The organism is Exiguobacterium sp. J17977 (assembly GCF_018616375.1).
Lineage (GTDB): Bacteria > Bacillota > Bacilli > Exiguobacteriales > Exiguobacteriaceae > Exiguobacterium > Exiguobacterium mexicanum.
This window is the reverse complement of sequence record NZ_JAEQBB010000011.1, coordinates 1-12667: the sequence shown is the minus strand read 5'-3', so window position 1 is coordinate 12667 and position 12667 is coordinate 1. Positions and strand designations below refer to the sequence as shown.

The 12667-nt window shown below is 51.5% G+C and carries 12 protein-coding genes and 1 other annotated feature; all 12 genes read right to left on the bottom strand.

Going from position 1 to position 12667, the window contains the following annotated elements; all coding sequences use genetic code 11:
- Positions 1 to 25: 25 nt before the first annotated feature.
- On the bottom strand, positions 26 to 433 hold the full coding sequence (locus KNO58_RS14590; RefSeq protein WP_214755081.1) for a Mini-ribonuclease 3: 408 nt from the start codon (positions 431 to 433) through the stop codon (positions 26 to 28).
- Entirely contained in the window at positions 430 to 1827 is a 1398-nt protein-coding gene (cysS, locus tag KNO58_RS14585) for a cysteine--tRNA ligase (RefSeq protein WP_214755079.1), read from the bottom strand. Before cysS ends, KNO58_RS14590 begins: the two co-directional genes overlap by 4 nt.
- Complete coding sequence (gene cysE, locus KNO58_RS14580) at positions 1796 to 2485, bottom strand: serine O-acetyltransferase (protein WP_214755077.1); 690 nt, start codon at positions 2483 to 2485, stop codon at positions 1796 to 1798. Before cysE ends, cysS begins: the two co-directional genes overlap by 32 nt.
- 49 nt (positions 2486 to 2534) lie before the next feature.
- Positions 2535 to 2738 (bottom strand) — a binding site (T-box leader).
- A complete protein-coding gene (gene gltX, locus KNO58_RS14575; RefSeq protein ID WP_214755103.1) occupies positions 2735 to 4192 on the bottom strand; it encodes a glutamate--tRNA ligase in 1458 nt (485 codons plus the stop codon). (Overlaps the previous feature by 4 nt.)
- A gap of 45 nt (positions 4193 to 4237) precedes the next feature.
- On the bottom strand, positions 4238 to 4711 hold the full coding sequence (gene ispF / locus KNO58_RS14570; protein WP_021066582.1) for a 2-C-methyl-D-erythritol 2,4-cyclodiphosphate synthase: 474 nt from the start codon (positions 4709 to 4711) through the stop codon (positions 4238 to 4240).
- Positions 4708 to 5388, bottom strand: a complete 681-nt coding sequence (gene ispD / locus KNO58_RS14565) for a 2-C-methyl-D-erythritol 4-phosphate cytidylyltransferase (RefSeq protein WP_214755075.1) — start codon at positions 5386 to 5388, stop codon at positions 4708 to 4710. Before ispD ends, ispF begins: the two co-directional genes overlap by 4 nt.
- 58 nt (positions 5389 to 5446) lie before the next feature.
- A complete protein-coding gene (locus KNO58_RS14560) occupies positions 5447 to 6511 on the bottom strand; it encodes a PIN/TRAM domain-containing protein (RefSeq protein ID WP_214755073.1) in 1065 nt (354 codons plus the stop codon).
- A gap of 115 nt (positions 6512 to 6626) precedes the next feature.
- Positions 6627 to 8003 carry a DNA repair protein RadA gene (radA, locus tag KNO58_RS14555; RefSeq protein ID WP_214755071.1) on the bottom strand — a complete coding sequence of 459 codons (1377 nt, stop codon included), beginning with the start codon at positions 8001 to 8003 and terminating at the stop codon, positions 6627 to 6629.
- 54 nt (positions 8004 to 8057) lie between these two features.
- Positions 8058 to 10493, bottom strand: a complete 2436-nt coding sequence (gene clpC / locus KNO58_RS14550; RefSeq protein ID WP_029594418.1) for an ATP-dependent protease ATP-binding subunit ClpC — start codon at positions 10491 to 10493, stop codon at positions 8058 to 8060.
- Between the two features lie 24 nt (positions 10494 to 10517).
- Positions 10518 to 11561: a protein arginine kinase gene (locus KNO58_RS14545; protein ID WP_214755069.1), complete on the bottom strand. Its 1044-nt coding sequence runs from the start codon at positions 11559 to 11561 to the stop codon at positions 10518 to 10520.
- The gene (locus KNO58_RS14540; RefSeq protein ID WP_029594416.1) at positions 11561 to 11995 is read right to left on the bottom strand and encodes a UvrB/UvrC motif-containing protein; all 435 of its coding nucleotides are present in this window, start codon (positions 11993 to 11995) and stop codon (positions 11561 to 11563) included. The genes KNO58_RS14545 and KNO58_RS14540 overlap by 1 nt, the downstream gene beginning before the upstream one ends.
- 19 nt (positions 11996 to 12014) lie before the next feature.
- Positions 12015 to 12482: a CtsR family transcriptional regulator gene (locus KNO58_RS14535; RefSeq protein ID WP_021066575.1), complete on the bottom strand. Its 468-nt coding sequence runs from the start codon at positions 12480 to 12482 to the stop codon at positions 12015 to 12017.
- Positions 12483 to 12667: the final 185 nt, after the last annotated feature.

Genomic DNA, 12667 nt, shown 5'->3' with positions numbered 1-12667 from the left:
GAATGAGCGTTGCTCCCTTGCTCCGTCATGTCGTTTCGAATGACTCGGTTTCGAGCCATGTGAACGCTTGTTCGATGAGTTCTTCAAGACGATCCCTTCTTTCCATTAGGTATGTGTAACCAATCAATGCTTCGAACGCGGTCGAGTAACGATACGTATGAACATCTGTCCGCTTCGGGATTGAACCGGATTTTGCGTTCTTCCCACGGCGGACGATGGCCGTTTCGTCCTCGCTTAAAAATCCTGTCTCGAGCCAGTGGGTCACGACCCCGGCCTGTGCGCCCGCATTTACATAGCGGATGGCGCCGCGGTGGAGATCGTTCGGCTTCGTCATTCCTTGTCCGAGTAGCCGTTTGCGTACCGCCATCTCATAGACGGCGTCCCCCATGTAGGCGAGGGCGAGAGCGTTCAGTTGAGGAGCCTGTTGTTTCATGACCGCTTCCACCGCACCCCTTGGGCCGTATCTTCGAGTTGAATGTTCTGCTCTTTCAACAAGTCACGAATCTCATCGGCACGCGCGAAGTTCCGCTCTGCCCGGGCCGTGTTCCGCTCTTGAATCAATTGATCGATTTCCGCGTCAAGCAATTCCACTTCGTTCGCAATCGTTAAACCGAGTACGCCCGTCAACTCTTCGAACAGGGCGATTACGTGTTCCAACGTCGTTTTCGAGACGTGGTCCGCCTTTGCGTAAATATTGGCTTCACGCGCCAAGTCGAATAAGACCGTCACCGCGTTCGCCGTGTTAATATCGTCATCCATTGCTTCGATGAACGTGGTTTTAATCGTCGCGAGCTTACGTTCCATCGCCTCACTCGGCTCTTCAAGGCCGGCTGTGACCGACAGGCGGTACTCGACGTTTTGGTACGCTTCTTTGATGCGGTCCCATCCGTTCGCCGCTTGTTCAATCAACTCACGACTGTAGTTGATCGGGTGGCGATAATGGACCGATAACATGAAGAAGCGGAGTACCATCGCATCGACTTCTTTCAACGCTTCGTGGACGAGCAGGAAGTTGCCGAGCGATTTGGACATCTTCTCGTTCTCGATATTGATGAATCCGTTATGGAGCCAATAGTTGGCGAACTTCGTATGGTTGCATGCCTCCGACTGGGCAATCTCGTTCTCATGGTGCGGGAATTTGAGATCATGCCCCCCGGCGTGAATATCAATCGTCGCGCCGAGGTGTTTTTTCGCCATCGCCGAGCACTCGATGTGCCAGCCTGGACGACCTTGCCCCCATGGACTTTCCCATGCCGGCTCACCTGGTTTCGCGGCTTTCCATAGGACGAAATCGAGCGGGTCTTCTTTCTTCTCCCCGACGTCGACGCGTGAGCCTGCGCGTAAGTCTTCAATCGACTGCTGGCTCAGTTTGCCGTACGTCTCAAACTTGCGCGTCCGGAAATAGACGTCCCCGCCTGCTTCATACGCAAAGTCTTGTGTCTCGAGTTCGCGGATGAATGTGATAATCTCTTCCATCGTGTCTGTGACACGCGGGTGGACGTCCGCCGGTAACACGTTCAAGGCACCTGTGTCTGCCAAATACGCGTCGATATACCGATTCGTCAACATCCCGACGTCTTCTCCGAGCTCATTGGCGGTCCGGATGATTTTATCGTCGACATCTGTGAAGTTGAGGACGTATTTGACGTCATAGCCCCGGTACGTCAAGTAGCGGCGGACCGTATCAAAGGCAATCGCCGGACGGGCGTTGCCGACGTGAATGTAATTGTAGACGGTCGGTCCACAAACATACATCGACACTTTCCCTGGTACGATTGGCACGAACGGTTCTTTCTTATTCGTGAGGCTGTTGTAAAACTGAATCATGTGTGTTCTCCTCCATCCGTTTCTCTAATGAAGCAAGTTTGTCTTCTAACTGAGCGACAGCACGTTCCAACCGCTCTTGGCACTCGCGGTCCGGGTCAGGGAAGCGATGATCAAGATCGTGCTGTTTGACCCGCTCGCCGTTTCGGATGACGACCCGGCCTGGAATCCCGACGACGGTCGAGTCAGATGGGACGTCTTTTAAGACGACGGAACTCGCCCCGATTTTGGCGCAATCACCAATCGTAATATTACCGAGCACTTTCGCACCGGCCGAAATCAACACGTCGTTCCCAATCGTCGGGTGACGTTTTCCTTTTTCTTTTCCCGTTCCGCCGAGCGTCACGCCCTGATAAATGGTGACGTCATTGCCGATAATCGCCGTCTCGCCGATGACAATCCCAAACCCATGGTCGATGAACAGCCGTTCGCCAATGACTGCCCCCGGGTGAATTTCCACCCCCGTTAACCAACGACTCGTCTGCGCAATCAACTTGGCTAACAGCTTCGCATTACGTTTCCATAGGCCATGTGCGAGTCGATGCGCCCAAAGCGCATGCAATCCTGGATACGTTAAGACAACTTCCGCCTTTGAGCGAGCAGCCGGGTCAAGTTCGAGCACATTTTGAATGTCGGCCCGTACACTTTTCCAAAATCCCATAATTGTTCTCCTTTTCCATATCAAAAACAAAGACGCCCCTGTGCCAAGGCACAGAGACGCCGTAAGCGCGGTTCCACTCTGTTTGGGAAAGTTCCCCTCTCATGTCTCGTTAACGCCGAGTCGCGGTCCCGACTACGTATCGCCGGAACGGCTCCGAGGTGCACTTCGACGGGGGACGCTTCTAGAACTTCCAGCCTAGGTTCTAGTCTCTGTTAAGTGTCATACCGCTTACTTTCCTCATCGTTGCCTTTAAGCTAATAATGTTGTGAGTCGTGCCAAGACACGCTCTTTGCCAATCAGTGAAATGGCGTTCGGAAGCTCTGGTCCGTGCGTCTGCCCGGTCGTCGCGACCCGGATCGGCATGAACAAGTTCTTTCCTTTTTGGCCAGTCGCCTTTTGTGTCGCTTTCGTCGCTGCTTTGACGGCTTCCGGCGTGAAGTCTTCGATTGCTTCAAGTTGAGTCTTGAATTCGGCGAGGACAGCCGGTACCGTTTCGCCAGCGAGGACCGCATTGGCCTCTTCGTCGTATTCGACCTCATCCTTAAAGAACAGATCTGTCAACGTCACGATTTCAGCACCGTGTGTCATTTGTTCTTTATAGAGGGCAATCAACGCTGTCGCCCAATCGGCTTGTTCCATCGACAAGGCGTTTGGTAAACGACCTGCTTCTTGTAAGAATGGTAAACTGAGTGCCACCACTTCGTCAAGCGAAGCCTGTTTCATATAGACGCTGTTGATCCACGCAAGCTTCTGTTGGTCAAAGACAGCCGGGCTCTTCGACAAACGACCCGCATCAAACATCTCAATGAACGCTTCCTTCGTGAAGATTTCCTCTTCTCCGACCGGCGACCAACCAAGGAGCGAGATGAAGTTAAAGAGTGCCCCCGGAAGGTAGCCAAGATCAGCGTATTGCTCGATGAACTGAATGATCGACTCATCACGCTTCGATAACTTCTTATGGTTCTCATTATAAATCAATGTCATGTGACCAAATGCCGGATAGTCCCAACCGAGCGCGTCATAGACCATCATCTGTTTCGGGGTGTTGGCAATATGGTCGTCCCCACGCAACACGTGACTGATTTTCATCAAGTGATCGTCGACGACGACAGCGAAGTTATACGTCGGGATGCCGTCCTGTTTGACGATGACCCAGTCGCCGAAGTCTTTTGATTCGAACGAGACGTCGCCTTTGACGACATCGGTCCACTTATACGTGACCGACTCTGGTACACGAATCCGAATCGACGGTTTACGCCCTTCGGCTTCGAACGCAGCCTGCTCTTCGTCGCTCAAGTTACGGTGGGCACCCGAATACCGTGGTGCCTCGCCGCGCGCGATTTGCGCTTCGCGTTCTGCCTCGAGTTCTTCCGACGTCATATAGCACTTATACGCGAGTCCATTATCCATCAACTCGTTCACGTATTTATTGTAAAGGTCGAGTCGTTCCATTTGGAAGTAAGGACCGTAGTCGCCGCCGCGGCCTGGACCTTCATCCCAATCAATCCCGAGCCATTCCAAGTACTTCATTTGACTCTCAACACCGTTCTCAACGTTTCGTTTCTGATCCGTATCCTCGATTCGGAGAATCATCTTCCCGCCGGCATGGCGAGCATACAAATAGTTAAATAGCGCGGTCCGGGCGTTCCCGATATGAAGGTGACCCGTCGGACTCGGCGCATAGCGTACGCGCACTTCACTCATAATATTTCCACCTTTCTTCTCTTCTGCCCAAATAGTATACCACTTTTGTCAAGCGCGGTTGAGCAGGATGACCGCCTGGGCGGCAATTCCTTCTTCACGTCCGGTGAAGCCGAGCTTTTCAGTCGTCGTCGCTTTGACGTTCACTTGGCTGATGTCCGCCTCGAGCAACTCGGCGATGACCGCTCGCATGTCGTCAATGTACGTGCGAAGCTTCGGCCGCTCCGCCATCACTGTCGCATCGACGTTGCCGAGCACATAGCCTTCCGCTTTGACGAGTTGCCAAACGTGTTGCAACAACACTTTCGAGTCCGCATCTTTAAACTCTGGGTCCGTATCGGGGAAATGCTTGCCGATATCCCCCGCCGCAATCGCTCCGAGCGCTGCGTCGGCAATCGTATGCAATAAGACGTCCGCATCCGAGTGGCCAAGCAAGCCGCGGTCGTGTGGAATCTCGATTCCTCCTAAAATGAGCGGCCGCCCTTCGGCGAACGCATGTACATCAAATCCTTGTCCGATTCTCATCGATAGTCCTCCTTCGTTAAAATCGCTTCACCAAATAATAAGTCTTCCGGGGTCGTCATTTTAATGTTGTGATAATCCCCCGGGATGATCGTCACCTGTTGGCCGGTCCATTCGAATAGACTGGCATCGTCCGTCCCGATAAAATGAGCGGTTTCTGCCCGCTCATGGGCGGCTTGAATGGCGCTTGCCGGGAACGCTTGAGGCGTCTGCGCCAACCATAGCGACTCGCGCGGTACCGTCTGTGTGATGTGTCCGTCCGTGACTTGCTTCACCGTATCTTTGACCGGAACAGCGAGAATCGCCCCTTCCGTCTTGGCCGCTTCGGCGATGGCATGAAGTTGGTCGAGGCGCACGAATGGTCGTGCCCCATCATGAATCAAGACGACATCTTCGGGATCGACGACTTGTAGTCCAGCTCGAACGCTCTGTTGTCGTTCTTCCCCACCCGCCACATATGTAATCGGGGTCGTGACATGATGCAACTGTTGCTCGAACCATCCTTGCTCCTCGGGACGCACCGCGAGCACGATGCGCGCGCACCATGCATCTCTCGCGAACGCTGCCACGGTCCACACGATAATCGGCTTTCCTTGCAACGTCAGCATCAACTTATTCTCATCGGCTCCCATCCGCTTTCCTTTTCCTGCGGCCGGAATGACAACCGTATAGCGTACCATTCCATTCACCCCTTTTCGCGAAAAAAGAGAGCGCCGATGCGTCTCTTTTTCCACTTATTTATTCAGGACGAGCAAAAATCATACGGCCAGCCGACGTCTGAAGCACGCTCGTGACGACAACAGGTAACGTCTTCGAGATCAGCTTGCGCCCACCTTCAACGACGACCATCGTGCCATCTTCGAGATAGGCGACACCTTGATTTTGTTCTTTTCCTTCTTTAATGACCGTCACGACCATCTCTTCTCCTGGAATGACGATCTGTTTGACCGAGTTGGCCAAATCGTTAATGTTCAGGACTGGGACGTTCCGAACTTCACACACTTTGTTCAAGTTGTAGTCGTTCGTGACGACGATGCCTTTTTTCAATTCGGCCAACTTGATCAATTTGATATCCACTTCGGCGACGTCTTCAAAGTCCCCGTCATAAATCTCCACTTCAATTCGCTCGTTGTCTTGTAACTCTTTTAAAATATCAAGACCGCGACGGCCCCGGTTACGCTTCAACGTATCCGAAGAGTCCGCAATATATTGGAGCTCACCGATGACGAACTGCGGCACGATGAGTGTCCCTTCGATGAAACCAGTCTTCGAGATATCGGCAATTCGACCATCGATGATGACGCTCGTATCCAAAATTTTATCGTTAGAGCGGCGCAATGGTTCTGCGGCCGGCTTCTCTCGTTCACTTTTGACGAACAGTTTAATCCATTCATTCCGTTTCCGGTAACCGACGGCAAAGCCGAAGTAACCGAACAGAGCGGTCACAAAAATCGGTACAATCTTGCTGAGCAAGAAGATATTCGTCACTTCTAACGAGACGCTAATCAAAAAGGCAATCAACAAACCAATAATCAATCCGATCGAGCCAAACAAAATATCGCCGACCGGCAAACGGACGAGCCGTTCTTCGATAAAACGGATAAATTTAACGACCCCATCGGTCAAGAACAAACTAAGAATGAAGAAGATAAGTCCACCAATCAAACTAGCAACGTAAGGAATCGTCAACCAAGCCGGTACGTTCACACCAAGGTCACCTAGCAATAACATCGCTTCGATAATCCCGAACCAACCGACGACGAGTCCGATCAATATAAATCCGATTCGCACAGCAATCTTCACTCATTCCACCTCCTTTATTATGAATTTAAATTTCAAGAAATTAACACTTTCATTGTAACACGGTTCTTTTGAAAGCGTTCGTTACAAAGCGTTAAAAACTGCCGGAAGCGCCCCGTCAGAACGGGATAGCCAGTTGGAGCGCTTCATCGACAGTGCTGACACCAACGACATCGATACCAGGCGGGGCCGTCCAGCCCCCGAGATTGTTTTTCGGAATGATGGCCCGGGTAAAACCGAGCTTGGCCGCTTCGGCGACACGTTGCTCAATCCGTGACACACGCCGTACCTCACCGGTCAATCCGACTTCACCGATACATACATCCGTCGGTCGGGTCGGCCGGTCGCGGAAACTTGACGCAATCGAAATACAGATGGCCAAGTCGATGGCCGGTTCGTCCAATTTGACGCCGCCGGCCGCTTTCAAATAAGCGTCTTGCGTTTGGAGCAAGAGACCCGAACGCTTCTCGAGCACGGCCATGAGAAGGGCGACCCGGTTCTGGTCAATCCCGGTCGCCATGCGCCGCGGGTTCCCGAACGAGGTCGGCGAGATGAGCGCCTGTAACTCGACGAGCACGGTCCGCGTCCCTTCCATCGATGCGACGACGGTGGAGCCCGAGACGCCAGCGGTTCGTTCTTCCAAAAAGATTTCGGACGGATTGAGCACTTCTTCGAGCCCGCCTTCTTTCATTTCAAAGATGCCGATCTCGTTCGTCGATCCGAACCGGTTTTTGACGGCCCGTAAAATTCGGAACGTGTGGTGACGCTCCCCTTCGAAGTAAAGGACCGCATCCACCATATGCTCGAGCAGACGAGGACCGGCAATCGAACCTTGTTTCGTCACGTGACCGACGATAAAGACGGCCACTCCTCGTGTTTTAGCGATTTTCATGAGCGCTGCCGTACATTCTCGGACTTGGGCGACACTACCTGGCGCCGATTGAATTTCATCCATATAAACCGTTTGAATCGAGTCGATGATGACGAACCCTGGTTGTTCTTCATCGATGACCCGTTCAATCATCAGCATATCCGTCTCGGCGAGGACATATAAGTCTTCGGTCGGCAGGCCGAGCCGTTCGGCCCGGAGTTTCGTCTGTTTGAGCGATTCTTCCCCGGAAATATAGAGCACTTTCCGTCCACTATGAGCCAAATGTGCACTCACTTGAAGCAGAATCGTCGACTTCCCGATGCCCGGGTCCCCACCGACGAGGACGAGCGAGCCTGGGACAATCCCGCCTCCAAGCACACGGTCAAACTCTTGACTGTTCGTATGGACGCGCGTCTCTTCTTGCGACACGACATCCGATAGACGCTCTGGCTTCAACTGTCTCGAGGAGCTATGGACGAATGCGGCCCCTCGCTTCGCCTTTTTCTCTTCGACAAATTCTTCGACGAGCGTATTCCACTCGTTACAACCTGGACAACGTCCCATCCATTTTGCGGATTCGTATCCGCATGACTGACATACGTACTTCGTTTTAATTTTTGCCATGATGTTCCTTTCCGTCTAAAAAAGCCCCCTCACACGAGAGAGGGAGCCTTGTAGTTACTGAACGACACCTTCATTACGGACGACGAATTCGCCATCTTGTACATCGAGCGCCACTTTGCTGCCTTTTGTGATGCTGCCACTGAGCATCGCTTCTGAGAGTCGGTCCTCAACCTCACGCTGGAGCGCACGGCGGAGTGGACGAGCCCCGTATTCCGGGTCGTACCCGACTTCGGCGATTTTCTCGAGCGCCGATTCCGTCAAGCTGAAATCAATCCCTTGTTCCCCGAGACGTTTTGTAAGTGTCTCAGCCATAAGTTTGACGATTTCTTGGATGTGTTCTTTTTGGAGCGAGTGGAAGACGGTGATTTCGTCAATCCGGTTCAAGAACTCAGGACGGAACGCCTTTTTCAATTCTTCCATGACTTTATCTTTCATTTCCGTATATTCACGCTTCACGTCATCTTCAACCGTGAATCCGACGTACTTGTTCCGTTTGAGCGCTGCTGCACCGACGTTGGATGTCATGATGATGACCGTGTTCCGGAAGTCGACCGTACGCCCTTTCGAGTCGGTCAAGCGCCCGTCATCGAGCACTTGGAGTAAGATGTTGAATACTTCAGGGTGAGCCTTTTCAATCTCATCAAGCAAGATGACCGAATATGGCTTGCGGCGAACCTTCTCTGTCAATTGACCGCCCTCTTCGTAACCGACGTAACCTGGAGGCGATCCAACGAGACGACTCGTCGCGTGTTTCTCCATGTACTCCGACATGTCGATTCGAATGATGGCGTCTTCGTCACCGAACAACGCTTCAGCCACAGCACGAGCCAACTCAGTTTTCCCGACACCAGTTGGTCCGAGGAAGACAAACGAACCAATCGGACGTTTCGGATCTTTCAATCCGGCACGAGCCCGGCGAATCGCCCGCGAAATCGATTTAACTGCTTCATCTTGACCGATGACTCGGCCGTGGAGAATCGATTCGAGTTTGAGGAGACGGTCTGTCTCTTCTTCAGCAATCTTCGTCACAGGTACTCCTGTCCAGTTGGCAACGACTTGCGCGATGTCTTCTTTCGTTACTTCGAGTTTTTCGTTCCCTTGCTTATTCTGCCATTCCGATTTGAGCTGTTCGAGTTCATCTCGAAGTTTCTGTTCGGTATCGCGTAGTGAGGCAGCCTTCTCGAACTCTTGACTCTGTACAGCCGAATCTTTTTCTTTGCGAATCGACTCAAGACGAGCCTCGAGCTCTTTCAAGTTCGGCGGTGCCGTGAACGAGCGAAGTCTCACTTTCGAAGCAGCCTCATCGACGAGGTCGATCGCTTTATCTGGAAGGAAGCGATCCGAGATGTAGCGGTCCGAGAGAACGACGGCTTCGTGAATCGCTTCATCTGTGATTGTGACGCGATGGTGAGCTTCGTAACGGTCACGTAACCCGAAGAGGATTTGTTCTGCCTCATCCGTCGTCGGTTCGTTGACTTGAATCGGCTGGAAGCGACGTTCGAGCGCGGCATCTTTTTCGATATACTTCCGGTACTCATCGAGTGTCGTCGCCCCGATACATTGGAGTTCACCACGTGCGAGTGACGGTTTCAAGATATTCGACGCATCGATTGCGCCTTCTGCACCCCCGGCACCAATTAACGTATGCAACTCGTCAATGAAGAGAATGACGTTCCCAGCTTGGCGAATCTCATCCATCACTTTTTTCAAACGATCTTCAAATTCACCGCGGTACTTCGTTCCAGCGACGAGTGTACCCATATCGAGCACCATGACGCGCTTGTTCCGAAGTGTTTCCGGCACTTCATTGTTGATGATCTGTTGGGCGAGTCCTTCGACGACTGCCGTTTTCCCGACCCCTGGTTCCCCGATGAGGACCGGGTTGTTTTTCGTCCGGCGTGATAACACTTCGATGACACGTTGGATTTCGCCTGAGCGACCGATGACCGGATCAAGACGTGATTCTCGCGCTTGCTGTGTCAAGTCACGAGCTAAGCCGTCAAGCGTCGGTGTAGCAGCACTTGTACCTGGTTGTGATGCATTCGCTGACGACTCAGTGTTTCCTAAGAGCTGGAGCACTTGCTGACGCGCCTTCGTCAAACTGATTCCAAGGTTGTTCAAGACTCGGGCTGCCACCCCTTCGCCTTCACGAATGACGCCGAGGAGAATGTGTTCAGTCCCGACATAAGAGTGACCAAGTTTTCGCGCTTCATCCATCGATAGCTCAATCACTTTTTTCGCACGTGGTGTATAGTGAATCGTCGATCCGTTTTCGGAACCTCGTCCGATGAGCGCCTCGACTTCTTGCTGAATTTTTTCCGACGTGAGTCCGAGAGCGAACAGTGCCTTAGCGGCAATCCCTTCTCCCTCACGAACAAGTCCGAGTAAAATGTGCTCTGTACCGATATTATGATGGCCAAGCCGTACTGCTTCCTCTTGTGCTAAAGCTAATACGCGCTGAGCTCGTTCTGTAAATCGACCAAACATCATTGACAAAACCTCCTTAAAGTTGGATCAAACTAACCCATGATCTAACGTTCGACGAACGAGCGTCGCACGTTCGCGATCTCGTTCTTTCGTAGATAATGTTTTCCCGAAATGCTTTTGTAGGAAACCTGATTGAAGTTTTACAATCAGTTCATGAAACTGAGGCGGACTCCAGTCCGATAAAATACCCAGGTCACTTGCCAAGTGAAGATCGGACAGGCGTTCGACAGCCTCTGTTGACGATAGCAGTTTGGCATACCGTAAAATCCCGTATGAGCGATAAAACTGATCTTCTAACTCGTCCTGGTTGCGAGCCAATAACTCTTCGCGGGCTTGTCGCTCTGCCTGAATGACTTGTTCCGTGATTTCCATGAAGTCGGTTAACAGTTGGGCTTCATGGCTCCCTAACGTGCGCTGGTTCGATAGTTGGAACAGTCGTCCCGCCGCATCACTGCCTTCCCCGTAACGTCCCCGAATCGTGTATCCGAGCTTACGAAGTTCTTTTAGAATAGGAGTTATCCGTCCGGTCAACGTCAATCCCGGCAGATGAAGCATCACCGAGGCGCGTAGACCTGTCCCGATATTACTCGGACATGTTGTCAAATAACCTAGCTGTTCATCAAATGCGTAAGGAAGGGACTCCCCACAGAGAGCATCGACACGTCTTGCCAGTTCGAAAGCCTCTTCTACTTGATAACCTGGGAGTAGCGTTTGAATTCGTAGATGATCTTCTTCATTGATGAGTACGCTGATGGTCTCATCTTCGCTTAAAAAGACGGCACTTTGTTCTTTCCCGGCAATCGTCGGGCTAATCAAATGCTTTTCAACGAGCGCTTGTCGGGTCACTTGATCATAATCACCCATATGCAGGTATTCAAAGCCCTGCAATCCTCCAAGTGACGTTTCAATCCGTTCACAAAGTTGATGCTGTCCTTCTTCCGATAATACGGGAGAAAAGACGGTATCTTTTAAATTGCGCGCCAGACGAATGCGAGTCGAGATGACCAAATCATCTAACTTGGCTCGCTCTCTCATTTTAGGACCAAGTGGATGTTTAAGATAAGACTCCATCACGCCTCACCTCGCCCTTTCAATTGATTAATCTCTTTTTTCAGCCTGGCTGCGCGTTCATAATCTTCTTGTTCGACAGCTCGTTCCAACTCCCCTGCCAACTTTGCAAGTCGCTCTTCGATTCGCTCGTCGGGAGTCCGTAACGCATCTGGCATCGAACCTACATGTTCGTCATGACCTTGTTGATACTGACGTGTGATTTTAATCAATTCTTCGCGAAAAACGGTATAACAAGTGGTACAGCCCGCTTTTCGAAGATGAGCTAATTCAGTTTGTGTCAATTGACAGCCTGGGCACCGTTTCACGGCTGGCACGTAACCTGCCATCAGTTCGACTGTACATTGACGACATAGTCGTCTCGTCACCGGTATCCCGTTCTCGACTACTTGGATCTCATTGATGGCAGGTCGCCGTTTGCATCGTTCGCATAACATCTTTTTATGCCTCCGTCGGTCAATGGTAACTAAGTAACTTCATTAATGCGAGTAACTGTTGTCTTCGAATCAAGTGACGATCGTCAGCGTGCAGCCCTAGCGCTTCATCAGATAATAAATGATAGAGCAACCGCACTTCACGCTCGCTCAACATTCCTTCTTCAAATAAGCGAATCAAGATGTTCTCGACAAGCTGTTCGGAAAGACGAGGATGGTCTTGTAAAATATCCATCAAGCTGACCAACACGTCTTGCTTTTCATGTAAAATCACACGACGAATGCGAATATATCCCCCGCCTCCACGCTTACTTTCGACAAGATAGCCCTTCTCGACCGTAAAGCGCGTATTGATGACGTAGTTGATTTGAGACGGAACACATTCGAAACGCTTGGCAATATCTTGCCGTTTAATCTCGATTGCTTCGGCCTGGCTCTCCTTCAGCACTTGTTTTAAATACTGTTCGATTACATCCGATATGTTTCTCATCTCCACCACCCTCTGACCATCTTTGACTTTTGACTATATTCTATCATTGATTCAAAAAAAGGCAAACGAAAAGCGATGTCGCAACTGCGACACCGCTTTAAACAGAAAAAAGACGACCGAGCGGGTGCTCGATCGTCTTTCGCGTTGGCCTGGCAACGTCCTATCCTCACAGGGGGAGACCCCCA

Bases quoted from the DNA above. Each gene is read 5' to 3' on its own strand.
- KNO58_RS14535 (WP_021066575.1), bottom strand. From the start codon at position 12,482: ATGAGAAACATATCGGATGTAATCGAACAGTATTTAAAACAAGTGCTG.
- ispF (WP_021066582.1), bottom strand. From the start codon at position 4,711: ATGAGAATCGGACAAGGATTTGATGTACATGCGTTCGCCGAAGGGCGG.
- ispD (WP_214755075.1), bottom strand. From the start codon at position 5,388: ATGGTACGCTATACGGTTGTCATTCCGGCCGCAGGAAAAGGAAAGCGG.
- radA (WP_214755071.1), bottom strand. From the start codon at position 8,003: ATGGCAAAAATTAAAACGAAGTACGTATGTCAGTCATGCGGATACGAA.
- clpC (WP_029594418.1), bottom strand. From the start codon at position 10,493: ATGATGTTTGGTCGATTTACAGAACGAGCTCAGCGCGTATTAGCTTTA.
- KNO58_RS14590 (WP_214755081.1), bottom strand. From the start codon at position 433: ATGAAACAACAGGCTCCTCAACTGAACGCTCTCGCCCTCGCCTACATG.
- cysE (WP_214755077.1), bottom strand. From the start codon at position 2,485: ATGGGATTTTGGAAAAGTGTACGGGCCGACATTCAAAATGTGCTCGAA.
- KNO58_RS14540 (WP_029594416.1), bottom strand. From the start codon at position 11,995: ATGTTATGCGAACGATGCAAACGGCGACCTGCCATCAATGAGATCCAA.
- cysS (WP_214755079.1), bottom strand. From the start codon at position 1,827: ATGATTCAGTTTTACAACAGCCTCACGAATAAGAAAGAACCGTTCGTG.
- KNO58_RS14545 (WP_214755069.1), bottom strand. From the start codon at position 11,561: ATGGAGTCTTATCTTAAACATCCACTTGGTCCTAAAATGAGAGAGCGA.